At 73.7% G+C, this 24,705-nt stretch carries 19 protein-coding genes; 15 read left to right on the top strand and 4 right to left on the bottom strand.

Features of this window, described 5'->3' with window-relative positions:
• The first annotated feature begins 61 nt into the window (after window positions 1-61).
• Window positions 62-2,170: an ATP-dependent DNA helicase gene (locus tag ABZ721_RS24360; protein ID WP_358790798.1), complete on the top strand. Its 2,109-nt coding sequence runs from the start codon at window positions 62-64 to the stop codon at window positions 2,168-2,170.
• A 66-nt stretch (window positions 2,171-2,236) separates the two neighbouring features.
• Here the strand turns inward: ABZ721_RS24360 and lexA are convergent, their stop codons facing one another.
• Window positions 2,237-3,007: a transcriptional repressor LexA gene (lexA, locus tag ABZ721_RS24355; RefSeq protein ID WP_358790797.1), complete on the bottom strand. Its 771-nt coding sequence runs from the start codon at window positions 3,005-3,007 to the stop codon at window positions 2,237-2,239.
• 562 nt (window positions 3,008-3,569) lie between these two features.
• Here lexA and nrdR point away from each other — a divergent pair.
• The 9 genes from nrdR to ABZ721_RS24310 all read left to right on the top strand — a co-directional run bounded on the left by nrdR (window position 3,570) and on the right by ABZ721_RS24310 (window position 13,124).
• Window positions 3,570-4,082 carry a transcriptional regulator NrdR gene (gene nrdR / locus ABZ721_RS24350; RefSeq protein ID WP_358790796.1) on the top strand — a complete coding sequence of 171 codons (513 nt, stop codon included), beginning with the start codon at window positions 3,570-3,572 and terminating at the stop codon, window positions 4,080-4,082.
• Window positions 4,083-4,214: 132 nt separating this feature from the next.
• A complete protein-coding gene (locus ABZ721_RS24345; RefSeq protein WP_358790795.1) occupies window positions 4,215-7,109 on the top strand; it encodes a vitamin B12-dependent ribonucleotide reductase in 2,895 nt (964 codons plus the stop codon).
• Window positions 7,110-7,396: 287 nt separating this feature from the next.
• Entirely contained in the window at window positions 7,397-8,179 is a 783-nt protein-coding gene (locus ABZ721_RS24340; protein WP_358790794.1) for an MBL fold metallo-hydrolase, read from the top strand.
• A complete protein-coding gene (locus tag ABZ721_RS24335) occupies window positions 8,176-9,021 on the top strand; it encodes an arylamine N-acetyltransferase (protein ID WP_358790793.1) in 846 nt (281 codons plus the stop codon). The genes ABZ721_RS24340 and ABZ721_RS24335 overlap by 4 nt, the downstream gene beginning before the upstream one ends.
• 142 nt (window positions 9,022-9,163) lie before the next feature.
• Window positions 9,164-9,772 (top strand): YdbC family protein, encoded by a 609-nt coding sequence (locus tag ABZ721_RS24330; RefSeq protein ID WP_358790792.1) that lies wholly within the window; start codon window positions 9,164-9,166, stop codon window positions 9,770-9,772.
• Window positions 9,773-9,936: 164 nt separating this feature from the next.
• A complete protein-coding gene (locus ABZ721_RS24325; RefSeq protein WP_358790791.1) occupies window positions 9,937-10,605 on the top strand; it encodes a histidine phosphatase family protein in 669 nt (222 codons plus the stop codon).
• Window positions 10,606-10,661: 56 nt separating this feature from the next.
• On the top strand, window positions 10,662-11,576 hold the full coding sequence (locus tag ABZ721_RS24320; RefSeq protein ID WP_358790790.1) for an ADP-ribosylglycohydrolase family protein: 915 nt from the start codon (window positions 10,662-10,664) through the stop codon (window positions 11,574-11,576).
• A gap of 155 nt (window positions 11,577-11,731) precedes the next feature.
• Entirely contained in the window at window positions 11,732-12,418 is a 687-nt protein-coding gene (locus ABZ721_RS24315) for a ribonuclease HII (protein ID WP_358790789.1), read from the top strand.
• Window positions 12,419-12,464: 46 nt separating this feature from the next.
• Window positions 12,465-13,124: a hypothetical protein gene (locus ABZ721_RS24310; protein WP_358790788.1), complete on the top strand. Its 660-nt coding sequence runs from the start codon at window positions 12,465-12,467 to the stop codon at window positions 13,122-13,124.
• A gap of 42 nt (window positions 13,125-13,166) precedes the next feature.
• On the opposite strand, the gene ABZ721_RS24305 is transcribed toward ABZ721_RS24310, so the two are convergent.
• Together ABZ721_RS24305 and ABZ721_RS24300 are read right to left on the bottom strand one after the other, a co-directional pair.
• Window positions 13,167-13,757: a hypothetical protein gene (locus ABZ721_RS24305; protein ID WP_358790787.1), complete on the bottom strand. Its 591-nt coding sequence runs from the start codon at window positions 13,755-13,757 to the stop codon at window positions 13,167-13,169.
• A 222-nt stretch (window positions 13,758-13,979) separates the two neighbouring features.
• The gene (locus ABZ721_RS24300) at window positions 13,980-16,163 is read right to left on the bottom strand and encodes a DEAD/DEAH box helicase (protein WP_358790786.1); all 2,184 of its coding nucleotides are present in this window, start codon (window positions 16,161-16,163) and stop codon (window positions 13,980-13,982) included.
• 132 nt (window positions 16,164-16,295) lie between these two features.
• Here ABZ721_RS24300 and ABZ721_RS24295 point away from each other — a divergent pair, with 132 nt between their 5' ends.
• On the top strand, window positions 16,296-17,525 hold the full coding sequence (locus ABZ721_RS24295; protein WP_358790785.1) for a DUF4192 domain-containing protein: 1,230 nt from the start codon (window positions 16,296-16,298) through the stop codon (window positions 17,523-17,525).
• On the opposite strand, the gene ABZ721_RS24290 is transcribed toward ABZ721_RS24295, so the two are convergent.
• Entirely contained in the window at window positions 17,437-18,747 is a 1,311-nt protein-coding gene (locus ABZ721_RS24290) for an alpha/beta fold hydrolase (protein WP_358790784.1), read from the bottom strand. The two genes, ABZ721_RS24295 and ABZ721_RS24290, sit on opposite strands and share 89 nt — an antisense overlap.
• 116 nt (window positions 18,748-18,863) lie before the next feature.
• Between ABZ721_RS24290 and ABZ721_RS24285 the strand changes: the two genes are divergently transcribed.
• The 4 genes from ABZ721_RS24285 (at window position 18,864) to ABZ721_RS24270 (ending at window position 24,575) form a co-directional block, all read left to right on the top strand.
• Window positions 18,864-20,879, top strand: a complete 2,016-nt coding sequence (locus tag ABZ721_RS24285; protein WP_358790783.1) for a glycogen debranching N-terminal domain-containing protein — start codon at window positions 18,864-18,866, stop codon at window positions 20,877-20,879.
• A 125-nt stretch (window positions 20,880-21,004) separates the two neighbouring features.
• Entirely contained in the window at window positions 21,005-21,739 is a 735-nt protein-coding gene (locus ABZ721_RS24280) for an NUDIX hydrolase (RefSeq protein WP_358790782.1), read from the top strand.
• A 49-nt stretch (window positions 21,740-21,788) separates the two neighbouring features.
• Complete coding sequence (locus tag ABZ721_RS24275) at window positions 21,789-23,504, top strand: ATP-binding cassette domain-containing protein (RefSeq protein ID WP_358790781.1); 1,716 nt, start codon at window positions 21,789-21,791, stop codon at window positions 23,502-23,504.
• Between the two features lie 111 nt (window positions 23,505-23,615).
• Entirely contained in the window at window positions 23,616-24,575 is a 960-nt protein-coding gene (locus tag ABZ721_RS24270) for a FadR/GntR family transcriptional regulator (RefSeq protein ID WP_358790780.1), read from the top strand.
• Window positions 24,576-24,705: the final 130 nt, after the last annotated feature.

Below are 24,705 nucleotides of genomic sequence, written 5' to 3'. Positions count from 1 at the left end.
CGATCACCGCGTGCGGGTGCGGGACCGCGTTGTCAGTGCGCCCCCTTAGTCTGGTTTCCCTATGACGAAGCCCGCCCTCACCGAACTCCTCCACGCAGCCGTCACCGCCGTCGGCGGTGTGGAGCGCCCCGGCCAGGTCACGATGGCCCAGGCCGTCGAGACCGCAGTGGACGACAGCGCCCATCTGCTCGTCCAGGCCGGCACCGGTACCGGAAAGTCCCTCGGCTACCTGGTCCCCGCCCTCGCCCACGGCGAGCGGGTGGTGGTCGCGACCGCCACCCTCGCCCTGCAGCGGCAGCTGGTCGAGCGCGACCTGCCGCGCACCGTCCAGGCCCTGAAGCCGCTGCTGCGCCGTGAGCCGCAGTTCGCCATGCTCAAGGGCCGGTCGAACTACCTCTGCCTGCACCGCCTGCACGAAGGCGTGCCGCAGGAGGAGGAGGACGGCCTCTTCGACGTCTTCGAGGCCGCCGCGCCCACCAGCAAGCTCGGCAAGGACCTGCTGCGGCTGCGCGACTGGGCGGACGAGACGGAGACCGGCGACCGGGACGGGCTCACGCCCGGCGTCTCCGACAAGGCCTGGTCGCAGATCTCCGTCACCTCGCGCGAGTGCCTGGGCGCCACGAAGTGCGCGTACGGCGCGGAGTGCTTCGCCGAGGCGGCCCGCGAGCGCGCCAAGCTCGCTGACGTGGTGGTCACCAACCACGCCCTGCTCGCCATCGACGCGATCGAGGGCGCGCCCGTGCTGCCGAGCCACGAGGTCCTGATCGTGGACGAGGCGCATGAGCTGGTCTCCCGCGTCACGGGCGTGGCGACCGGCGAGATCAGCCCCGGCAGCGTCAACCGCGCCGTCCGGCGGGCCGCCAAGCTCGTCAACGAGAAGGCCGCCGACGCGCTGCTCAGCGCCGCGGAGGGGTTCGAGCGGCTGATGGAGCTGGCGCTGCCCGGCCGCCTGGAGGAGATCCCGGAGGACCTCGGCTACGCGCTGGCGGCGCTGCGCGACGCCTGCCGCCAGGTGATCACCGCGATCGGCGACACCCGCGACAAGTCCGTCCAGGACGAGAACGCGGTGCGCAAGCAGGCGCTCGCCTCGGTGGAGCACGTCCACGAGGTCGCCGAGCGCATCGTGCAGGGCTCCGAGTACGACGTGGTGTGGTGCGAGAGCCACGACCGGTTCGGCGCCTCGCTGCGGGTCGCCCCGCTCAGCGTCTCCGGCCTGCTGCGCGAGAAGCTCTTCACGGAACGGTCGGTGGTGCTCACCTCCGCCACCCTCCGGCTCGGCGGCGACTTCAACGGGGTCGCGGCCTCCCTCGGGCTCTCCCCGGAGGGAGTCGAGGGCGAGGACGCGCCCCCGTGGAAGGGCCTCGACGTCGGCTCGCCCTTCGACTACCCCAAGCAGGGCATCCTCTACGTCGCCAAGCACCTGGCCCAGCCGGGCCGTGACAGCCGCCGCGAGGACATGCTGGACGAGCTCGCCGAGCTGATCCAGGCCGCGGGCGGGCGCACGCTGGGGCTCTTCTCCTCCATGCGGGGCGCCCAGGCGGCGGCCGAGGAGCTGCGGGGCCGCCTCGACAACCCCATCCTGCTGCAGGGCGAGGAGACGCTCGGGGAGCTGATCCGCACCTTCTCCGAGGACGCGGCCACCTGCCTGTTCGGCACGCTCTCGCTCTGGCAGGGGGTGGACGTGCCGGGGGTGAACTGCCAGCTGGTGGTGATGGACCGGATCCCGTTCCCGCGCCCGGACGACCCGCTGATGAGCGCGCGGCAGAAGGCGGTGGAGGAGCGCGGGGGGAACGGCTTCATGTCGGTGGCCGCCACGCACGCGGCGCTGCTGATGGCGCAGGGCGCCGGCCGGCTGATCCGCGCCTCGGGCGACCGCGGCGTCGTCGCCGTCCTGGACCCCCGGCTCGCGACCGCGCGGTACGGCAGCTTCCTGCGGGCCGGGATGCCGGACCTCTGGTACACCACCGACCGCAACCAGGTGCGCCGCTCGCTGGCGGCCATCGACGCGACGGCGAACGCCATCGCCGAGACCGCGGAAGCGGTGACGGAGGAGGCGGCGACCGAGCCGGCCACCGAGGCGCCGGCAGCCGTCGTGGAGGCCGTCGAGGCCGGGGAGGACGTGACGGCCGGGGAGACCCTGGCGGAGGAGGACGTGCCCGCCGCGGGGTGAGGCGGTCCGGACATGGCAGGGCCCCGGAACCGGCGCAGAGGTCCCGGGGCCCGGTCGAGGGGGTCGTCAGACCCGGCGCAGCACCGCGACCACCTTGCCGAGGATCGTCGCCTCGTCACCGGGGATGGGCTGGTACGCCGCGTTGTGCGGGAGCAGCCAGACATGGCCGTCCTCCCGCTTGAAGCGCTTGACGGTCGCCTCGCCGTCGAGCATGGCGGCGACGATGTCGCCGTTCTCGGCGACGGGCTGGCGGCGGACGGTGACCCAGTCACCGTCGACGATGGCGGCCTCGATCATCGAATCGCCGACCACCTTGAGGACGAACAGCTCGCCGTCACCCACCAGCTGGCGGGGAAGCGGGAAGACGTCCTCGACCGACTCCTCCGCGAGGATCGGCCCACCGGCGGCGATCCGGCCGACGAGCGGCACGTACGACGCGGAGGGCTTGCCGGTGGTGTCGGTCGGCTGCGAGTGCGTGGCGTCCGAGCCGCGGACCTCGTAGGCGCGCGGGCGGTGCGGGTCGCGGCGCAGGAATCCCTTGCGCTCCAGTGCCATCAGCTGGTGGGCGACCGAGGAGGTGCTGGACAGGCCGACGGCCTGGCCGATCTCGCGCATGGACGGCGGGTAGCCGCGGCGCTGCACGGAATCGCGGATCACTTCGATGACCCGGCGCTGGCGGTCGGTGAGTCCGGAGCTGTCCGCGCGGATCCCGGGCGGACGGCCGGGGAGGGAGCGGGCGGGCTTGGGCGTTTCGTCGTTCATCGCGTCCATCGGGCCGAGCCGATCATGGGAGCGGTCCTGGGCGGTCAATGCTGCGGTGTCTGCGGTGGTGGTCACGGCGGCCCCTCTCGAGATGTTCTCCCTGTGACAGACGCTTCGCAGACTGCCCGGTGGCAAGGTCTCCACGTCCTACGACCGCGCCACATGTGTGCGGTCGGCCCGCTCAACTGTCGCGGACAGTTAGTACAACGGTAGTGGGTTTCGAAAGGTTGCGCCAAACACACGTTCGAGTGAAATTTTGTAAATCACCTGACGTGATCAAGGTATCGGGTGTATTGATCGAACGGTCATTCGATTGCCTGTGCGGGCAGGCGGTCTTGACGGCCGGTGCCCCAAGTGTTGCACCACCGCCCTCCCCTCCGGTCGAGGCGCGGCGTCACGTAAGCTCCGACGCGCCGCGCCACCGCGACACGCGGAATAACGCGCTTGGGACTAAGGCACCAGATCTAGTGGTTAAGTAAGTGCCGGCCACCAGTGGTAGTGGTCCCCGGGGTTCAACCCCTCAGGGGATCCCCTATGCTGGGGGCTGTTCCCAGGGGTCGAGAGCGGGCCCCGGGAGCGTCATCGTCGTGCGCTCAGCCGCCGGACCGGGCTGTAGGAAGAAGGGGGATAGGGAATCATGCACTGCCCCTTCTGCCGACACCCCGACAGCCGTGTGGTCGACAGCCGCACCACGGACGACGGGACCTCGATCCGCCGCCGCCGCCAGTGCCCGGACTGCGGCCGCCGCTTCACCACGGTGGAGACGGCGTCCCTGATGGTGATCAAGCGCAGCGGCGTCACGGAGCCCTTCAGCAGGAACAAGGTCATCGCGGGCGTCCGCAAGGCGTGCCAGGGCCGCCCGGTCACCGAGGACGCGCTCGCCCAGCTCGGGCAGCGGGTCGAGGAGGCCGTCCGGGCGACCGGCAGCGCCGAGCTCTCGACCCACGACGTGGGCCTGGCCATACTCGGCCCCCTGCAGGATCTCGACCTGGTCGCGTACCTGCGCTTCGCCTCGGTCTACCGGGCCTTCGACTCGCTCGAGGACTTCGAGGCCGCCATCGTGGAGCTGCGCGAGCAGGTCCCCCTCACGAACCTTCGCGGGCTCGACGAGGACCTCGGGGTCCCCGCGCCCGTCCCCGCCGCTGACTGACCGAGCGGCAGACCAGCGGCGGTACCCACACAGATTTGCCGAGGCGCGCTGCGCCGAGGCGTTGGACAAAGAACCGTGCTGCGGGATGATCCGCGCACTTCTAGGCGTTTTGCCTGTATTGGGAGGCGGCACATGACTGAGACGACGAACGGCGCGGCACGGGGATCCCGGACCAAGGGATCCAAGGGCGGCAAGGGCCTGCGGATCGAACGCATCCACACCACCCCGGGCGTGCACCCGTACGACGAGGTGGTCTGGCAGCACCGCGACGTCGTCATGACCAACTGGCGCGACGGCTCGATCAACTTCGAGCAGCGTGGCGTCGAGTTCCCCGACAGCTGGTCGGTGAACGCGGTCAACATCGTCACCAGCAAGTACTTCCGCGGCGCGGTCGGCAGCCCGACCCGCGAGTCGAGCCTGAAGCAGCTCATCGACCGCGTGGTGAAGTCCTACCGCAAAGGCGGCGAGGACAACGGCTACTTCGCCTCCCCGGCCGACGCGGAGATCTTTGACCACGAGCTGACCTACGCCCTGCTGCACCAGGTCTTCAGCTTCAACTCGCCGGTCTGGTTCAACGTCGGCACCGCCCAGCCGCAGCAGGTCTCGGCGTGCTTCATCCTCTCCGTCGACGACTCCATGGACTCGATCCTGGACTGGTACAAGGAAGAGGGGATGATCTTCAAGGGCGGCTCGGGCGCCGGCCTGAACCTCTCCCGCATCCGCTCCTCCAAGGAGCTGCTCTCCTCCGGCGGCAACGCCTCCGGCCCGGTCTCCTTCATGCGCGGCGCCGACGCGTCCGCCGGCACCATCAAGTCGGGCGGCGCCACCCGCCGCGCCGCCAAGATGGTCGTCCTGGACGTCGACCACCCGGACGTCGAGGCCTTCATCGAGACCAAGGTGAAGGAGGAGGAGAAGATCCGCGCCCTGCGCGACGCGGGCTTCGACATGGACCTGGGCGGCGACGACATCACGTCCGTCCAGTACCAGAACGCCAACAACAGCGTCCGGGTCAACGACGAGTTCATGAAGGCCGTCGAGTCCGGCTCGAAGTTCGGGCTGCGCGCCCGGATGACCGGTGAGGTCATCGAGGAGGTCGACGCCAAGTCCCTCTTCACCAAGATGGCCGAGGCGGCCTGGGCCTGTGCCGACCCCGGCATCCAGTACGACGACACCATCAACCACTGGCACACCTCGCCGGAGACGGGCCGCATCACCGCCTCCAACCCGTGCAGCGAGTACATGCACCTGGACAACTCGTCCTGCAACCTCGCGTCGCTGAACCTCATGAAGTTCCTGCGGGACGACGACAAGGGCAACCAGTCGTTCGACGCGGACCGCTTCGCGAAGGTCGTCGAGCTGGTCATCACCGCGATGGACATCTCCATCTGCTTCGCCGACTTCCCCACCGAGAAGATCGGCGAGACCACCCGCGCCTTCCGCCAGCTCGGCATCGGCTACGCCAACCTCGGCGCCCTGCTGATGGCGACCGGCCACGCGTACGACAGCGACGGCGGCCGCGCGCTCGCCGGCGCCATCACCTCGCTGATGACCGGCACCTCGTACAAGCGGTCGGCCGAGCTGGCCGCGGTCGTCGGCCCGTACGACGGCTACGCCCGCAACGCCGACGCCCACCTGCGCGTCATGAAGCAGCACTCCGACGCCAACGGCGTGGCGCTGCGCAGTGACGACCTGGACGTCCCGGTCTGGGCCGCGGCCACCGAGGCCTGGCAGGACGTGCTGCGCCTGGGCGAGAAGAACGGCTTCCGCAACGCGCAGGCCTCCGTGCTCGCGCCGACCGGCACCATCGGCCTGATGATGGACTGCGACACCACCGGCGTCGAGCCCGACCTGGCGCTCGTCAAGTTCAAGAAGCTCGTCGGCGGCGGCTCCATGCAGATCGTCAACGGCACGGTCCCGCAGGCGCTGCGGCGCCTGGGCTACCAGCCGGAGCAGGTCGACGCGATCGTCGCCCACATCGCCGAGCACGGCAACGTGGTCGACGCCCCGGCGCTCAAGACCGAGCACTACTCGGTCTTCGACTGCGCCATGGGCGAGCGGGCGATCTCGGCCATGGGCCACGTGCGCATGATGGCGGCGGCCCAGCCGTTCCTGTCCGGCGCGATCAGCAAGACGGTCAACGTGCCCGAGACGGCCACCGTCGAGCAGATCGAAGAGGTCTACTACGAGGGCTGGAAGCTCGGCCTGAAGGCGCTCGCGATCTACCGCGACAACTGCAAGGTCGGCCAGCCGCTCTCCGCGAAGAAGAAGGAGCCGGTCGCCGAGGCGGCCGCCCCGGCCGAGGTCCAGAAGATCGTCGAGTACCGCCCGGTCCGCAAGCGCCTCCCGAAGGGCCGTCCGGGGATCACCACCTCGTTCACCGTCGGCGGCGCCGAGGGCTACATGACCGCCAACTCCTACCCGGACGACGGTCTGGGCGAGGTCTTCCTCAAGATGTCCAAGCAGGGCTCGACCCTCGCGGGCATGATGGACGCCTTCTCCATCGCGGTGTCGGTGGGCATGCAGTACGGGGTGCCGCTGGAGACCTACGTCTCGAAGTTCACCAACATGCGCTTCGAGCCGGCCGGTCTGACCGACGACCCGGACGTGCGGATGGCGCAGTCGATCGTCGACTACATCTTCCGCCGCCTGGCGCTGGACTTCCTGCCGTTCGAGACGCGCTCTGCGCTCGGCATCCACTCGGCCGGCGAGCGTCAGCGCCACCTGGACACCGGCTCCTACGAGCCCGGTGACGACGACGTGGACGTCGAGGGCCTGGCCCAGTCGGCACCGCGCCAGGTGGAGGCCCCGGCCCCCAAGGCCGCGCCGAAGCCGGTCGCCGTCGCCAAGACGGAGAACCCGGCCGCCGTGCCGGCCCCGAAGCAGGCGCACAACTCCACGGAGCTGCTGGAGATCCAGCTCGGCCTGAACGCCGACGCCCCGCTCTGCTTCTCCTGCGGCACGAAGATGCGCCGTGCGGGCAGCTGCTACCTGTGCGAGGGCTGCGGCTCGACCAGCGGCTGCAGCTGATCGAGCGCGTGCCGCGGCCGTGAGCCGCGGATGGGGGAGTGAGAGGTCCGGTGCCGACGGGAGTCGGTGCCGGGCCTCTCCCGCGTCGGGGGTCCGGGGGCGGGAAGGCGCCCGGGAGACGGGAGGACCACGCGCCCGGGAGGCGGCATACCGGTCGCCCGAAAGACGGGAATACCCGTGATCTTGGCGGACTTGTCACCGGTGATGCGATCCGGGGGCAGTGGTGCGGGCGGGGTGCCCGTACGGTGTTCCGCTACCGGATTCCTTGATGACAGGGGGTAGTCGCGATGAGCGAGCTGGAGATCCACTACGTGGGCGGACCGACCGCGGTGATCGGGATCGGGGGGTTGCGGCTGCTCACCGATCCGACGTTCGACGCGCCGGGGGAGTACCCGATGGGCGACCGGGCGCTGGTGAAGACCACCGGGCCCGCGCTCGACGCGGACGCGGTCGGGGCCGTCGATGCCGTCCTGCTCTCGCACGACCAGCATCCGGACAATCTCGACGCGGCGGGCCGCGCCTACCTCGCGGACGTGCCGCTGACCCTGTCCACCGCCTCGGCGCTGGAGCGGATCGGCGGGAACGTCACCGCCCTGCCGAACTGGGAGCACACCGAGCTGCCCCGGCCGGACGGCGGGACGCTGCGGATCACCGGCGTGCCGGCGCAGCACGGGCCGGACGGCACCGAGCACCTGGTCGGCGAGGTCACCGGATTCGTCCTGTCGGGCGAGGGCCTGCCGACGGTGTACGTCAGCGGGGACAACGCGTCGCTGCGGGTCGTCCGGGACGTCGCGGAGCGGTTCGGCCCGTTCGACGTGGCGGTGCTGTTCGCCGGTGCCGCGCAGACCCCGCTGCTGCCGGGGGCCGACCTGACGCTGGGCAGCGCCCACGCCGCCGAGGCGGCCGGGATCCTGGGCGCCCGACAGGTCGTACCGCTGCACTTCGAGCACTGGGGGCACTTCACCCAGGACGGCGAGACCCTGGTGGCGGCCTTCGAGCAGGCGGGCATCGGCGACCGGCTGCACCTGCTGAAGCCGGGTGCGCGCTTCGCGTCCGCGACCTCGCGGTGACGGCGGGCGAGTCCGTCTGGGGAGGCGACCGGCTCGACCTGGACGCCTATCTGGCGAGGACCGGGTACGAGGGCGGCCTGGAGCCGACGGCCAAGACGCTGCGGGCGCTGCACAGCGCGCACACCGCGGCGATCCCGTTCGAGAACCTGGACGTCGCGCTGGGCCGCGAGGTCCGCCTCGACCTGGACAGCGTGCAGCGCAAGCTCGTCACGGAGCGCCGCGGCGGGTACTGCTACGAGCAGAACTCCCTCTTCGCGGCGGTCCTCGAACGCCTGGGCTTCGCCGTCACGGCGCACGGCGCCCGGGTCCGCACGGCGGGCCCGACCCTGCGTCCCATCACGCACTTCCTGCTGCGGGTCGTCGTGGACGGCGCGGAGTGGCTCGCGGACACCGGCTTCGGTGCTCCGGGGCCGCTGGAGCCGGTCGAACTGCGGACGGGGACGCCGTCGTGGCAGGGCGGCTGGGCCTTCGAGACCGCCGAGGAGGAGGGCGGCGTGCGCGTGCTGCGCTCCCTGGGGGCGCAGGGCTGGTCCGACCTGTACGCGTTCGCGCCCAACCCGCTGTACCCGGTGGACGCCGTGGTGCTGAACCACTACACGTCGACGCACCCGCTGTCCCGGTTCACCGGCCAGCTCGTCGTGCAGCGGACGACGCCGCAGGCGCGGTACTCCCTGGTGCGGGACGAGCTGACGGTGACCGGCGCCGGTGCCCCGGAGGGCACGCAGGAGCGGCGGAAGGTGACCGCGGGGGAACTGGCCGGGGTCCTGGAGGGCACCTTCGGGCTCGTCCTCCCGGCGGCCGACACCGAACACCTGAGCGGCCTGCCGGTCCCGGTCCGGTAGCGGGGCGCGGTCCGCCCGCGGTGGCGCGCCGCCGCGGCGGCGCGCCCCTTCGCGACCCACCGGCCGTATTCGCCACCCCCGGAGGGGAATTGAGCGGGTGAGCGGGCACGGAAGGGGTGCCGGTCGGACTTAGGATGGCGCGGTGCTGGTGAAGTGGATTCGCTGTGGGGTCGTGGACCGGGCGGGGTTCGAACGGGGGCAGCGGAAGTGGGCGGGGCTGCGGGGACAACCGGGGTTCCGGGGCCAGGGCGGCGGCTGGAGCCGCGCCCAGCCGGGCGTGGCGCACCTGTTCGCGGTCTGGGACAGCAGGGCGGCGTACGAGGCCTTCATGACGGGCGGCGCGCACGACCAGCTCGCCGGATCGCAGGCCGACTCGTACGAGAACCTCGGGGTGCTGCTCTTCGAGCACCTGCTGGACGTGCGGGTGGGCTTCGACGCGCGCTTCGCCGACGCCGATCTGCTGCGGGTGGCGCACTCGCGGGTGCGGCCGGGCCGGGCCGAGCACTTCGTCGAGATGCAGAAGAAGGTGTGGAACCCGGCGATGGCCGGGTCGCCGGGACTGCTGCGCGGCACCTTCGCCGAGGGGCCGGACAACAACTTCCTGGTGCTCTCCCTGTGGTCCTCGGTGGACGAGCGCGGCAAGTACCGGCCCACCGCGATGGCGCGGCTGGCGGAGCGCACGGAGCTGGAGGACGACGTGTCCTCGGTGGCGGGCGACGTCGTGGACCTCGTGCAGGCGTGGACCGTGTGACGGGTGGCCGGTGCGACGGGGGCGGGCCCGTGCGACGGGGGCGGATCGTCGGCCGGGGCGGCCGGTGTGACGGGGTGGTTGGTGTGACGGGGTGGCCGGTGTGACGGCGGGGCCGCGGGCCGTACCGGCGCGCCCGGGGTCCGTCCCGGGAATAGGGTGATCACATGGCCCGACCACGCCACATCGTCCTGATCCGGCACGGGGAGTCCGAGGGCAACGCCGACGACTCCATCTACGAGCGGGTGCCGGACCACGCCCTCGAACTCACCGCAACCGGCCGCCGGCAGGCCGCCGACGCGGGCAGGGGCCTGCGCGCGCTGTTCGGCGACGAGCCGGTCCAGGCGTTCGTGTCGCCCTACCGCCGCACCTGGCAGACCTTCCGCGAGCTGAACCTCGATCCCTCGCTGACCCACGCGACGGAGGAGCCCCGGCTGCGGGAGCAGGACTGGGGCAACTGGCAGGAGGTCGAGGACGTCCAGCGGCAGCGCAAGGCCCGGGACGCCTACGGGCACTTCTTCTACCGCTTCGCGCAGGGCGAGTCCGGCGCGGACGTCTACGACCGGGTGGGCGCGTTCCTGGAGACCCTCTACCGGGCCTTCGACAAGCCGGACTTCCCGCCCAACGTCCTGCTGGTCACCCACGGGCTGACCATGCGGCTGTTCTGCATGCGCTGGTTCCACTGGACGGTGGAGGAGTTCGAGTCGCTGTCCAACCCGGGCAACGCCGAGAGCCGCACCCTGCTCATCGGCGACGCGGGCCGCTACACCCTCGACCGGCCGTTCGCGCGGTGGCGGCTGCCGGACGCGGTGCCCGGCGAGGAATTCCGCGGGTGAGTTTGCGCACAGGGTGATTGACCGGGATCAGGCACGATGTCAGAGTTTCCGACGCGATGACCGCTCACCCTGTTGACTCAGAAAACACCTCCCGCGCCCTGGCAAGTCTGCGCGGGCTGGCCGTCGGCGACGCCCTCGGCTCCCAGTTCTTCGTCCCCTCCAACTACCAGGCCCTCCAGAACGGCGGGCTGCCGCCCGGCGTCTGGCAGTGGACCGACGACACCGAGATGGCCTGCTCCGTGCTGGCCGTGCTCGCCGCCCACGGACGCATCGACCAGGACGCCCTGGCGATGTCCTTCGCGGAGCACCACGACTTCGACCGCGGCTACGGCCCGGCCGTGAACCGCATGCTGCGCCTGATCCGGCAGGAGGGCGCCGACTGGCGCGAGCTGGCGGCGGGCCTCTTCAACGGCCAGGGCTCGTGGGGCAACGGCGCCGCCATGCGGGTCGCCCCGCTGGGCGCCTGGTACGCGGGCGACGCCGAGCAGGCCACCCACCAGGCCGAGATCTCGGCGTACACCACCCACCAGCACCGCGAGGCGGTCGTCGGCGCGATGGCCGTGGCGGCGATGGCGGCGCTCGTCGCGGACCCGGACGGTCCGAAGGACCCCTCGGCGCTGCTCGGCGGCGTGCTGGACCTGGTGCCGACCAGCGCGGTGAAGGCCGGCATACGGCGGGCGCGCGACATGCTCGACTACGCGGACGTGGCGACGGTGGCGGCGGTGCTCGGCTGCGGCCGGCGCACCAGCGCGCACGACACCGTGCCGTTCGCCCTGTGGGCGGCGGCCAGGAACCTGGACGACTACCGGCAGGCGTTCTGGACGACGGCCAAGGCGGGCGGCGATGTCGACACCACCTGCGCGATCGTCGGCGGGATCCTCGCCTCACGGTCCACGGGGCAGCCGCCGGCCGAGTGGCTGGAGCGCACCGAACCGCTCCCGCTGTGGGCTGCGGCGCCCGCTGAGGCCTGAGGTCTGAGGCATTCGGCCTGAGGTCTGAGCTCTTCGGCCTGAGGTCTGAGGGCACATATGCGGGGCCTGCCGCGCCGCCCGGCCGCGTCGAGCGGAGCGGGCGGCGTGGGCTCCCGCCGCCCCGCCCCCGGCGGGGGAGTACCCTGGTGCCCGCCATGCCGTACGAACCTCCCACCCACAGCGTCGAACGCTCCCTGCGCGCCACCCTCGGGGCGAAGATCGTCGCAGGCGTCGACGAGGTGGGACGTGGCGCGTGGGCCGGCCCCGTCACCGTCTGCGCCGCCGTCACCGGCCTGCGCCGGGCGCCCGAGGGCCTCACCGACTCCAAGTTGATCCCCGCGCCCCGCCGCGCCCCGCTCGCCGCGCTGCTGGCCGACTGGGTGACGTCCTACGCGCTGGGCCACGCGAGCGTCGAGGAGGTGGACGCCCTCGGCATGACGGCCTCCCTGCGGCTGGCGGCCGTCCGCGCGCTCGAAGGCCTGCCGGAGCGCCCCGACGCGGTGATCCTCGACGGCAAGCACGACTACCTGGGCGGGCCTTGGCGGGTGCGGACCGTCATCAAGGGCGACCAGTCCTGTGTCTCTGTCGCCGCGGCCTCGGTCATCGCCAAGGTGCACCGCGACGCCGCGATGGCCGAACTCGGCGTGGAACACGAGCCGTTCCGCTTCGCCGACAACGCCGGCTACCCCTCGCCCGTGCACCGCGCGGCGCTGGAGGAACTCGGCCCCACACCGCACCACCGGCTGTCCTGGTCCTATCTCGACGCGCTGCCGCGCTGGCGGCACCTGAAGAAGGTCCGCGCCTCCGCCGACCCTGGGGAGCAGCTCGGTTTCGATTTTTGACGACCCACCGCTGCGCAACCGCGGCGTATTTGATAGACATCAGCCCATGCCTCTCATCCCCGAGGAGCCTCAGATTCACGAGACTGTCCCGGGTCCCCGCTCAGCTCCGGCCACCGGCCGCAGCGCGTCGACCCCCCGTCCTGTCCCCGGTCCCCGTCCTACACCCCGTCCCGGGCCTCCGCGCCCCGGTTACGCGGCCAACGCCGGGCCCGGTCGGCCCGGTCCGGCCCGCGGACCCGCCCCGACCGCGGGCGCCACCGTCACGGCCGCCGCGCCGCCGGTGCCGCGTTCGCCGGCCGGAGCCGGAGGCGTTACCGCAACAGCGCAGATCCAGCTGATCCCGGCTCCCGCCGACGGTGCGATCGACGCCGCCGACGAGGCCGTCGACCTGCTGTTGGACACCGGCCGCGCGCCCGGCGAGATCCTGGTGCTCACGACCGGCGAGCAGCACCCGTGGGCCGCCCACGAGTTGTCCTTCGGCGAGGCGTCCTACTGGGCGCAGCACGACGCGGGTGACGACGTCTTCTACGCGGGCATCACGGCCGAACGGGCCGCCGGACGCCAGGTCGTGGTCGTCGCGGTCAACGGCGGAGCCGACGAGGCCACGGCGTCGGGGCTGCCCACCGCGCTGGCCCGCGCCGGCACCCTGCTGATCGTGTGCGGCGACCCGGTGCTGATCAACGGGATCGTCGCCGCGAACGCCTGAGCCGTCCGGTTTCCGTTCGGTTCCGTCCGGTCTCCGTCCGGGTCACCGAGCGGCTGTGCGGCGCAGCGCCTCCGGCGCCCCTTGCGGGCGCAGGGCCGCCGCGCCGCCCGGCCGCTCGGTCAGGTGCCCGGAATTCGGCGTGCGCCCGCTCCGGTTCTCGCCGAGCACCTGCCAGCCGTCCCGGGCCAGCGTGACGTAGGCGCCGCAGCGCAGCCCGTGCAGCCCGCACGCGTCGCGCAGGCCCCACATCCACGCGCCGTCCTGCTCGGTCCAGCCGGGGGGCCCGTCGCGGCACAGCAGCAGCACCGCGGTGCGGGCCGGCGTGCGCCGCCGCAGATCGTGCGGGAGCACCCGGCGCAGATGCGCGAGTATCGCGTTGCGGTGCTCCCAGCCGTCGACGAGCCCGGTGCTGCCGCTGAAGGAGGCGCTGGCCACGAGCCGGCCCTCCGGTGCGAACACCGCGACCACGGCGGTGACGGGCGTGGGGAGGTGACGGGACAGCAGATCCTTGACGACCTCGCGCGGATTGGCGAGCAGCGGGACTCCCGCGGCCGTCCACTCCGCGGGCTCCAGGCTGCGGGAGTCCCGGGAGGAGGGGCGCGTCGTGGTCCGTGAAGCGAAACCTGTGGTCACGTCCCTCCCCCTGCTACCGCTGGAGGTGCCCCCAGCGGGTGGACACACCCGGGGACCGGGCGCGGGCGCACGCCGGTCAGGGGGCTCGGTGAGCCGGTCGGGGATCCACCGTCGATTCTTCCCCCCACGCCTGCGGGCGGCAACGGGGGGTCGAATCTTCTGACCGGTTATGGACGCCTCCGCCGGATAGATCCCGCTCGGCGTCCCCAACGTCGGTACGGGTCATCCCTGCGCGGCCAGGACCAGCGGGAACACCGCGGTCGCGCCCGCCTTGCGCAGCAGCCGGGCGGCGACCGCCAGCGTCCATCCCGTGTCGGCCAGGTCGTCCACCAGCAGCACGGGGCCGGGCGTCGCGGCCAGGGTCGCGGCCAGTTCCGGCGGGACGGTGAACGCGCCGTGCAGCGCGCGCACCCGCTGTGCGCTGTTGCTGCGCGGCACCCGGCCGGGCCCCTCCTCCTGCGCCGCGTACGCGATCTGCCCGAGCAGCGGCATCCGGCCGATTTCGGCGATGCGCGCGCCCAGGGTCCCGATGAGCTGCGGGCGGGTGTGGGACGCGACGGTGACGACGCCGACGGGCCGCTGCGGGGCGTCCGCCTCGCCGCTCGCCCACCCGCCGTGGCCCTTGGCCCAGTCCGCCAGCACCCGCACCACCGCGTCCGCGGCATCGGCGGGTACCGCCTGGTCAGGTGCCCCCTCGGCCAGCAGCGGGCGCAGCCGGTTGCCCCAGCCGATGTCCGAGAGCCGGCCCAGCGCCCGCCCGGACGACGCCTGCTCCCCGGCCGGGATGCGGCCCTTGAGATTGAGCCCGACCGCCTGTAGGCCCGTGGGCCACATCTTGCGCGGCTCCACCTCGATGCCGGGACGGCCGAGCGCCGCCCGCGCGGCGTCCAGCGCCGCGGCGGAGACCTCGGTGTCGAACCGCGCGCCGGCGCAGTTGTCGCAGCGGCCGCACGGCTTCGCCTCCTCGTCGTCCAGCTGGAGCCGCAGGAACTCCATGCGGCAGCCGGCCGTCGAGGCGTAGTCGCGCATCGCCTGCTGCTCCGCCTCGCGCTGGCGCGCGACCCACGCGTACCGCTCGGTGTCGTACGCCCACGGCTGCCCGGTGGAGGTCCAGCCGCCGCGCACCCGGTGCACCGCCCCGTCCACGTCCAGGACCTTGAGCATGATCTCCAGCCGGGACCTGCGCAGGTCGACCCGCGCCTCCAGCGCCGGGACCGACACCGGGCGGCCGGCCTCGGCCAGCACCTCCAGCGTGCGGCGCACCTGCTCCTCGGTGGGGAACGCCAGGGAGGCGAAGTAGCGCCAGATCGCCTCGTCCTCGCGCCCGGGCAGCAGCAGCACCTCCGCGTGGTCCACCCCGCGCCCGGCGCGGCCGACCTGCTGGTAGTAGGCGATGGGGGAGGACGGGGAGCCGACGTGCACGACGAATCCGAGGTCCGGCTTGTCGAAGCCCATGCCGAGCGCGGAGGTCGCGACCAGCGCCTTGACGCGGTTGGCCAGCAGGTCCGCCTCGGCGGCCATGCGGTCGGCGTTCTCCGTCTTGCCCGAGTAGGACGCCACCGCGTAGCCGCGGCCGCGCAGGAACGCGGTGATCTCGTCGGTGGCGGCGACCGTGAGGGTGTAGATGATGCCGGAGCCCGGCAGGGTGTCGAGATGGTCCGCGAGCCAGGCGAGCCGGTGGGCCGCGTCCGGCAGCCGCAGCACGCCGAGCGACAGGCTCTCGCGCTCCAGCGGGCCCCGGAGCACGAGCGCGCCCTCCTCGCCCGTCCCGGCCGTGCCGGTGCCGAGCTGGTCGGCGACGTCGGCGGTCACCCGGGCGTTGGCGGTGGCGGTGGTGGCCAGCACCGGGACCCCCGGCGGCAGGTCCGTCAGCATCGTTCGCAGTCGCCGGTAGTCGGGGCGGAAGTCGTGGCCCCAGTCGGAGATGCAGTGTGCCTCGTCGACGACCAGCAGTCCGGTCGTCGCCGCGAGCTTGGGCAGCACTTGGTCCCGGAAGTCCGGGTTGTTCAGCCGCTCCGGGCTGACCAGCAGCACGTCCACCTCGCCCGCCGCGACCTCGGCCTCGATGGTGTCCCACTCCTCGGTGTTGGCCGAGTTGATCGTCCGGGCCCGGATCCCCGCCCGCTCGGCGGCCTCGACCTGGTTGCGCATCAGCGCGAGCAGCGGCGAGACGATCACGGTGGGCCCGCCGCCGCGCTGCCGCAGCAGCGCGGTGGCCACGAAGTACACCGCGGACTTCCCCCAGCCGGTGCGCTGCACGACCAGTGTTCTGCGGCCGTGCGCCACCAGCGCCTCGACCGCCAGCCACTGGTCCTCGCGCAGCCGGGCGGTGCCGGTGGAGTCGCCGACGAGGCGGCTGAGGACGGTGTCGGCCGCGGTACGCAGCTCGGTGGGGGAGTCAGTCATGCCCCCATGCAACCCGATGCCACCGACAACGCGCGAACCGCGCACCGAACCTGTGGACAACGTGGTCTCAAAGTTATCCACAGGTTTTTGGGGGGTCTGGCGGGAAGCAGCGGCCTGCGGGACTGTCGGGCCATGACACAGCACACCGAATCGCCCCGGTCCGAGAACGATCCCAAGGTCACCCTGCGCAGCCCGGCGGACCTGGCCGACGCCCTGCCGTACCTGATGGGTTTCCATCCCACCGACTCGATCGTGATGGTCGCCCTGCACGGGGAGCACGGCCGCTTCGGCGGCCGGCTGAGGCTGGGGATCCCGCAGGACCGCGGGGAGTGGCCCGAGGTCGCCGCGCAGCTCGCGGACTGCCTGGTGCGGGGCAGCGAGCAGCGTGGCGACCGGGCCGCCTCGATCGTCCTGTTCCTGTGCCAGGACCCGGCGGGCGCCGAGCGGCCCGCCGAGGTGATGGAGCGGCTGCGACCGCTGGCGCAGCGGCTGCGCACGGCCTGCGGCGCCCTGGACGTGCCGGTGGTCGAGGCGCTGTGCGTCTCGGCGGGCCGCTGGTGGTCGTACTGCTGCTCCGGCACCGACTGCTGCCCGGCCGACGGCTTCACCATCGCGACCTCGGGCGACTCGGTGATGGCGGCGGCCGCCGCGTACGCCGGCATCAACGTGCGCGGCTCGCTGCGGGACATGGAGGCCCGGCTCGTCCCGCCGCCCGCGGACCGGACCGCCGGGCAGGCGCTGGCGCTGGACCGGGTCTGCGCCGAACTCGTCCCCCGGCTGCTGGACGTGGGGGACTGCGAGGCCGTGCGGCACCGGACGCTGACGCTGGTCGGCGCCGCGCTCGAACGCTTCCGCGCCACCGCGGCGGACCCGGACCAGGCTCGCGGCGACCGGCGGGACGACGGGCTGCTCGGCGACGACGAGGCCGCCGAGATCATCCTCGGCCTCCAGGACCGCACCGCGCGGGACCGGGCGGCGGAGTGGATGGAACCGCCGTACACCGACCCCGCGCTGCGCCTGTGGCGGGCCCTGGCCCGGCGGTGCGTCGGGCCGTACGAGGACCATGCCGCCGCCCCGCTGACGCTGGCGGGCTGGGTCGCCTGGTCGTCGGGGGACGAACCGGAGGCGCGCGTCGCGCTCGGCCGCGCGCTCGACCTCGACCCCGGCTACACCTTCGCGCGGCTGCTCCACCATTCGGTGAACGAGGGGCTCGACCCCGAGCCGCTGCGCCAGTGCCTGCGCCAGGAGCGGCGGCAGCGGGTGATCGACGCGTCTAGAGCTCGCCGCGGACCAGTCGGATCAGCCGGTCGAGGACCCGGCCGCCGCTCACCCGGAGACCGTCGTGCTCGTACTCGTCGGTGACCCAGGTGCGCAGCCCGCGCACCGCGCGCGCGGTGGCCAGCGAGTCGGCCGTGTCGACGTACATGTCGTCGTGGTAGATCGCCGCGGCCACCGGCACCTCGTTGCGGGCCAGCTGTTCGGGGTCGTAGAGGTCCGGCCAGCCCTCGCGCAGCGCCAGCCGTTCCGCGGCGTCCCGGAGCGGGACGAGCGCGGGGTCGTCGGTGAACATCCAGGGATAGATCATCTCGCCGGTGAAGAGCACCGGCCCATCGCCCGCCAGCGCCTTGTCCACATCGAACTGGGGGAATTCCCGATGCGCAGCCTGCGCCGCCCAGCCGGTACCCGCGGCCGACACCGAGCGCTGTCCGTAGATCGACTCGTGGAGCACGGCGTAGAGCGGACCGGCCGCGAACGACAGCCGGCTCTGCGCCTCGGCGAGGAAGCCGTCCGAGAGCACCGGGTCGGCGGTGCCGGGGACGAAGGCGTCCTCCAGCAGGTAGTGCAGGGTGTGCGAGCCGGTGCCCGTGCCGAGCAGCATGCCCAGCGACTGGAAGGCCTCCGCGGTGAACCGGCCGCCGCCCGGCAGCGTGACGTCGTGGTCGCGCAGGTGCCGGGCGACGGCGCGCGCGGTCTGCACGTCCCCGGGATAGCGGTCGTAGTGCGCGGTGTTCTTGCGCTCCACGCGGGGGAAGGCCGCGCGGTAGACGTCGAGGGCGCTGCTGCGCAGCCCCGGCAGGCCGCCGGTGATGAACGCCTCCCGCAGGCCGTCGGGGGCCAGCGAGAGGTAGGTCAGCGCGCAGAAGCCGCCGAAGCTCTGCCCCAGCAGGCTCCACCGCCCCTCCGCGCCGAGCAGCTCACGCCGGATCAGTTCGCAGTCCCGGACGATGGAGTCGGCCCGGAAGTGCGCGAGATACGCCGCCTGGGCGCCGCCGTCGCCGCGCGCGGGCAGGGTCTGCCGGTCGGCGGGGGTGGAGCGTCCGGTGCCGCGCTGGTCAAGCAGCAGGACCCGGTAGTCGTCCAGGGCGCGGACCAGCCAGCCGTCCCGGCCCAGCGGGCGCGGGGAGCGGCCGCCGGGGCCGCCCTGCAGGAACAGCAGCCACGGCAGCGGTTCGCCCTCCCGGCCCGCGGCGACGACTTCCCGGGCGTACACCTGGATCCGCTCGCCGGTGGGGGCCGCGTGGTCGAGCGGTACGTCGAACGTGTGGTCGGTCACTACGGTGCCGGGCTGGCGGTACACGGCCATGGCGTCTCTTTCCGGTGGTGCGGGCGGATACCGGGGATGCGATCCCCGTCCAGGAACGGTAGACGGGCCGTGACCCGGGTGCCCACACGGCCGTTCACCGGGATGTGAACCCGGCCATGACGACCCCGACTGTTCCGACGCCGCCCGCCCTGACCAGGACCGCTGCCGCTCCGCAGCCCGTGCACACCTCGGTGATCTGTGTCGCCGCCCCCTCGCTCGCCGTCTCCGCCGAGGACGGGCAGCTGCGAGGCAAGGGGCTCGACGGCTTCTACCAGGAGGGCCGGCGGGTGCTGGCGCGCTGCGAGGTGCGGCTGGCGGGGGCCGAGCCGGTCCCCGTGCTGGGCGCGCTGCTCAGCGCGGACCGGGCCCGGTTCGTGGCGGTGGTCAGGACCCCGGCGGACACCGGTCCCGATCCGGCCGTCACGGTGGAGCGGCTGCGGGACGCCGACGGCTGCGAGCGCATCACGGTGGTCAACACCGGGCCGACCGAGCTGCGGGTGCCGCTGGAGGTGGCGCTCGGCACCGACCTCGCCGAGCTCGGCGCGGCCGCCGCGGGGCGGGCGGGGCCCGACCTGCCGGCCGGCGTCTGTGCCGCAGGGCTGCGCTGGTCCCACGCCGGCGTCGGGGTCAGGGTCACCGCGCGGCCGGCTCCCGCCAGCGTGCTGGCGTCGGCGGGGGTGCTCCGCTGGGACCTGGCGGTGCCCTCCGGGGCCGCGCGGACCTTCGAGCTGCGGGTGTCCCGGGAGTCCGCGGCGCCCGGGGCGGCTCCCGGGTCCGCCGTCCCCGTCCCCGCGCCGGTGCGCGGCGACCGGGCACCCGTGCCCTGGTCCGCCGCCGAGCTGTCGGGCGACGACGCGCGGGGCGGGGCGCTGCTGCGGGGCAGCCTGGACGGGCTGCGGGCGCTGCTGCTGCGCGACCCCGCGCGGCTCGCCGACGTCCATGTGGCGGCGGGTGCCCCCTGGCGGATGGGGCTGGCGCCCGCCGACGCGCTCTGGGCCGCCCGGATGCTGCTGCCGCTGGGGACCCGGCTGGCCGCCGGCACCCTGCGCACCCTCGCGCGGCTCCAGGACCGGGACAGCGGCCGGATCCCGGGCCCCCTGCGGCACGCGGGACCGCACCTGCCGCCCACCTGCTCGGGCGTCGAGGCGACGCTGCTGTTCGTCACCGTTCTGGCGGAGGCGCGGCGCTGGGGGATGCCGGCGCGGGAGGCCGAGCTGCTGCTGCCCGCGGCCGAGCGGTGCCTCGGCTGGCTGCGCGGGGCCGCCGACGCGGCGGGCTACGTGCCGGACCCCGCCCCCGCCGGGCCGCTGCGCTGCGAGGTCCAGGCCCACGCGCACCGGGCGGCGCTGCACGGCGCCGACCTGCTGGACGCGTACGGGCGCCCCGGCGCCGGGGCGTGGCGCGAGTACGCGGCGGGGCTGCGCGAGCGGTTCGCGGAGGACTTCTGGGTCGACGACCGCGGCGGCGGCCGGCCCGCCGCGGCGCTCGCCCCCGGCGGTCGGCAGGCGGTCCACCTCGGCTCGGCCGTGGTCCACCTGCTGGACACCGGGCTGCTCGGCGGCGGGATGCTGGCCGAGGGGCTGCTCGGCAAGGCGCGGACCGGGCAGCTGGCACGGCTGCTCGGGGCCCCGGACCTCGACTCCGGGTGGGGCCTGCGGACTCTGTCGACCCGGACGCCCGGCCACAGCCCGTTCGGCCACCGCAGTGGCGCGGTGCGGGTCCACGAGAGCGCCCTCGCCGTGTCGGGACTGGCCGCCGCCGGATACGAGAAGGAGGCGGGCGCCCTGCTGTGCGGGGTGCTGGACGCGGCCGGGGCGTTCGGGTTCCGGCTCCCGGAGATGTACGCGGGCGAGCAGCGCACCGCCGATCGCACGCCGCTGCCGCACCCGACCGCGTGCCGGCCCTCCGCGGTCGCCGCCGCGGGCGCCGTCCAGCTGCTGGCCTCGCTCGCGGGGGTGCGGCCCGACGCTCCCGGGGGCGTCGTCGCGGTGCGCCCGATGAGCACCGCCCCGCTGGGCGCGGTGCGCCTGTCCGGGCTGCGGGTGGCCGAGCAGCCGTTCGCGGTGCGCGTCAGCCGGCTCGGCATGGCGATGGTCGAGGAGGCGGCCCCCGCCCTCCAGCTCGGCGCGTGAGGGGCGCCGCGGCCCGTGGGGCGGGCCGGCCCGGGGACCCCGGCTCTGGGAACAGGGTGAAACAAGGGGCGGGCGCAGGGGGCCATCCTGCTGTTTATCGTCAGGCAGACGACTATGATCGCGCCATGTCGCCCTACGACCCGTCGGCCTTTCCACCCTTCGCCGTCACCGTCGACCTGGTCGTGCTCACGGTGCGGCACCACGCCCTGTGCGCGCTGGCCGTGCGCCGGGGCGAGCCGCCCTACCAGGGGCGCTGGGCGCTGCCCGGCGGGTTCGTCCGCGCGGACGAGGACCTGTCCCAGGCCGCGGCCCGCGAACTCGCGGAGGAGACCGGGCTGCGCGCCCAGAGCGGCGCCCACCTGGAACAGCTGGCCACGTACGGAGACCCGCACCGCGACCCCCGGATGCGGGTGGTCAGCGTCGCCCATCTCGTCCTGGCGCCCGACCTGCCCGCGCCCCGCGCGGGCGGCGACGCGCGCAGCGCCCGCTGGGCCCCGGTGGGCTCGCTGCTGGAGCAGGACGGGTTCGACTCCTCGGGCGAGCCCGCCCCGCTCGCCTTCGACCACGCGCGGATCCTCTCCGACGGGGTCGAGCGCGCCAGGTCGAAGATCGAGTACTCGTCGCTGGCCACCGCCTTCTGCCCGCCCGAGTTCACCGTCGGCGAGCTGCGGCGGGTCTACGAGGCGGTGTGGGGCGTCGCCCTCGATCCCCGCAACTTCCACCGCAAGGTGACGGGCACCGTCGGCTTCCTCGTACCGACCGGCGGCACGACGACCCGTCAGGGCGGCCGTCCGGCCCAGTTGTTCCAGGCCGGGGGAGCCGCGCTGCTCAATCCGCCCATGTTGCGACCAGAGGTCTGATTTCGGGCGTTATGGTGCAAGGGTGATCCAGGCCATCGGATTGACCAGCATGCCCCGCCGTCACGGTCCGCCCGCGGTCGACGACCTCTCCTTCGAGGTCCGCCCCGGGCAGGTCACCGGCCTGCTCGGCCCGCCGGGCGCGGGAAAGTCGACGACGCTGCGCCTGATGCTCGAACTGGAGGCGGGCCGGGGCGTCACCCTCTTCGACGGCGTCCCGCTGCACGAACTCCGGCACCCCGCCCGCGAGGTCGGCGTCCTCCTCGGCGATGTGCCGGGCCATCCCGGCCGCACCGCGCGCGGCCACCTGCTGATGCTCACCGCCGCGCTCGGGGTGCCGGCGGAGCGGGCCGACGAGGTGCTCGACATCGTCGGGCTCACCGGTCTCGCGGACCAGCGGCTGAGCACCTACTCGCTGGGCATGGACCGGCGGCTCGGCCTGGGGGCGGCGCTGCTGGCCCAGCCGCGGACCCTCTTCCTGGACGAACCGTCGTTCGGCCTCACCCCCCGTGAGGCGGCCTGGGTGCACGCGCTGCTGCGGGCCTACGCGGCCGACGGCGGAGCCGTCCTGGTCACCGGGCGCGACGCCAAGGCGATCGCCAGGACGTCCGACCGGGTGGTCTCGCTCGACGCCGGCCGGCTGGTGGCGGACCAGTCCGCCGAGGAGTTCAACCGCACCCGGCTGCGCCCGCACGTGGCCGTGCACTCCCCGCACGCCCAGCGCCTCGCCGGGGTGCTGACCGAACGCGGTGCCGAGATCGCCTCCGCCGACGGCAGCCGCCTCGTCATCTACGGCACCACCTCCGCGCACATCGGGGAGATCGCCTACCGGAACGGGATCCTGCTGCACCGGCTGACGGACGAGGTCGCCGACCTCGGCGCCGTCGCCACGCTGCACCGCGCCGACGGCCGGGGCCCCGCCCCGGACGCCCCGGACGCCGCGGACGAGACCGCCGCGCCGCCCGTCAGGATCCCCGCTCCGGCCTGGGCGGCCGTCGCGCCGCCCACCCCCGCCCAACCGCTGCGGTACGAACTGCTCCGCCTCAGCGGCATCCGCACCCCGTGGTGGATCGCCGCGCTCTCGCTGCTCGCCTCGGTGGCCGGCGCCCTGCTGCTCTCGCGCACCGGGCAGGCGTCGGCGCTGTCGATGATGTCCGGGTGGGTGCCGCACCTGCCGCTGCCGCCCGCCGCGCTGGGCGCCGGCCTGCTGGGCGCGCTCGCCTACGGCCAGGAGTTCCGCTACCCGGCGCTGGCCCCCGCCCAGGTGCCGGTGCCCCGGCGGCTGCGGCTGCTCGCCGCCAAGATGCTCGTGTCCGGCGCCGCCGCGCTGCTGATCGCGGCGGCCGCCGCGGTGCTCGACACCGTCGTGCTGCGCGTGGTCCTGGGCCCCGGCGCGGTCCCGCTGCCCACCGACCGTCCCACCCAGGCCGCCGGCTGGGCGGCGCTGGCCGTCGGCTGCGCCTGGGCCGGGCTGCTGGCCGCCGGGCTCTTCCGCACCACCGCGCTGGGCATGGCGGCGGTGCTGGCGGTCCCGCTGGTCGTCGCCCCCGCGGTCCGGCTGGTGGTCCGCAGCCGCGCCGGAAGCCACCTGATCGACGCCTCGGGGGCGCTGCTCAGCGTCGTCGGCGGCTGGCCGGGCGGCGTCGGCAGCACCGCGGCGGGGGTGACCGGAAGGGCCGTCCAACCGGTCGGCTGCGCCTTCGTGTTGTCGCTCACCGTGCTGCTCTGCGCCCACCTCGCAACGGTGTTGCGAGGTCGCGGACGTTGACGCCGCCCAACTCGCGGTCGGATAAAAGGAAGTGTCGCCGTGGCCTGTCACGCAGGGCGTTTCATTCCGATAAAGCGTCAATTATCAGGTGATGAGCGCTCACCCTTTCGTGTGCTTTTCAGCAAAGCCCTCAAGGCCCGCACCGGCATCGCCGACAAAGGATGCGTGAGTACCCTTGCGCACCCCCTGATGACCACGGCTCGTTCCGCCGACTCCAACCTCGTCGGCCCGGCCGAGCTCGACCGCTACTCGTACGCCGACGCCTCAGGTGTCGACCGTCCCGGACTGCCCTCCTGGGACGGCGCCGATTCGGACATGGGCCGGGTGGGCCGCCGGGCCGGCGGCAGCCGTGGCCGCGGGCTGCACGGCCAACTCGTCCAGCAGCTCGGACAGATGATCGTCTCCGGCGACCTGGGCGCCGACCGCCCGCTCGTGCCCGAGGAGATCGGCCAGCGTTTCGAGGTCTCCCGCACCGTGGTGCGCGAGTCCCTCCGCGTCCTGGAGGCCAAGGGCCTGGTCAGCGCCAGGCCCAACGTCGGCACCCGGGTCCGCCCGGTCGCCGACTGGAACCTGCTCGACCCCGACATCATCGAATGGCGCGCCTTCGGCCCGCAGCGCGACGACCAGCGCCGCGAGCTGTTCGAGCTGCGCTGGACCATCGAGCCGCTCGCGGCCCGGCTCGCCGCCGGCCACGGCCGCGAGGACGTGCAGCAGCGCCTCGCCGACATGGTGGAGATCATGGGCCACGCCGCCGCCCAGGGCGACTCCCTGACGTTCTCCCGCGCGGACGCCGAGTTCCACTCCCTGCTCCTGCAGGTGGCGGGGAACCGGATGCTGGAGCACCTCGCCGGCATCGTCTCGTCCGCCCTGCACGTGTCGGGCGGCCCGATCACCGGCTGCGAGCGGCCCGGCGAGCCCGCCGTGACCCTGCACCGGCGGATCGTCGACGCGCTCGCGTCCGGTGACGGCGCCGGCGCCGAGGCCACCATGCGCCAGCTCCTCGCCGTCCACACCGAGGTCGCCGCGGCCGCCCCGTCCGAGCACGTCGTTCCCTCCCCGCGGGAGCACTGACGGTACGGCCGGCCCGCAGTCGGCCCCGGACCACCGGTCCGGGGCCGGCGGCAGCCCGGTGCGAAGAGTGTCCCGCTATCCGATGAGTACAGTTGGTATGGGGTGTGACTCGGGCCACGTGGGCCGGGCG

The organism is Streptomyces sp. NPDC006733 (assembly GCF_040636125.1).
GTDB lineage: Bacteria > Actinomycetota > Actinomycetes > Streptomycetales > Streptomycetaceae > Actinacidiphila.
Note: the sequence above shows the minus strand (reverse complement) of the source record. Positions and strands in the feature narration are given on the sequence as shown.

Bases quoted from the DNA above. Each gene is read 5' to 3' on its own strand.
- ABZ721_RS24360 (WP_358790798.1), top strand. From the start codon at position 62: ATGACGAAGCCCGCCCTCACCGAACTCCTCCACGCAGCCGTCACCGCC.
- nrdR (WP_358790796.1), top strand. From the start codon at position 3,570: ATGCACTGCCCCTTCTGCCGACACCCCGACAGCCGTGTGGTCGACAGC.
- ABZ721_RS24345 (WP_358790795.1), top strand. From the start codon at position 4,215: ATGACTGAGACGACGAACGGCGCGGCACGGGGATCCCGGACCAAGGGA.
- ABZ721_RS24340 (WP_358790794.1), top strand. From the start codon at position 7,397: ATGAGCGAGCTGGAGATCCACTACGTGGGCGGACCGACCGCGGTGATC.
- ABZ721_RS24325 (WP_358790791.1), top strand. From the start codon at position 9,937: ATGGCCCGACCACGCCACATCGTCCTGATCCGGCACGGGGAGTCCGAG.
- ABZ721_RS24320 (WP_358790790.1), top strand. From the start codon at position 10,662: ATGACCGCTCACCCTGTTGACTCAGAAAACACCTCCCGCGCCCTGGCA.
- ABZ721_RS24315 (WP_358790789.1), top strand. From the start codon at position 11,732: ATGCCGTACGAACCTCCCACCCACAGCGTCGAACGCTCCCTGCGCGCC.
- ABZ721_RS24310 (WP_358790788.1), top strand. From the start codon at position 12,465: ATGCCTCTCATCCCCGAGGAGCCTCAGATTCACGAGACTGTCCCGGGT.
- ABZ721_RS24300 (WP_358790786.1), bottom strand. From the start codon at position 16,163: ATGACTGACTCCCCCACCGAGCTGCGTACCGCGGCCGACACCGTCCTC.
- ABZ721_RS24295 (WP_358790785.1), top strand. From the start codon at position 16,296: ATGACACAGCACACCGAATCGCCCCGGTCCGAGAACGATCCCAAGGTC.
- ABZ721_RS24290 (WP_358790784.1), bottom strand. From the start codon at position 18,747: ATGGCCGTGTACCGCCAGCCCGGCACCGTAGTGACCGACCACACGTTC.
- ABZ721_RS24285 (WP_358790783.1), top strand. From the start codon at position 18,864: ATGACGACCCCGACTGTTCCGACGCCGCCCGCCCTGACCAGGACCGCT.
- ABZ721_RS24280 (WP_358790782.1), top strand. From the start codon at position 21,005: ATGTCGCCCTACGACCCGTCGGCCTTTCCACCCTTCGCCGTCACCGTC.
- ABZ721_RS24275 (WP_358790781.1), top strand. From the start codon at position 21,789: ATGCCCCGCCGTCACGGTCCGCCCGCGGTCGACGACCTCTCCTTCGAG.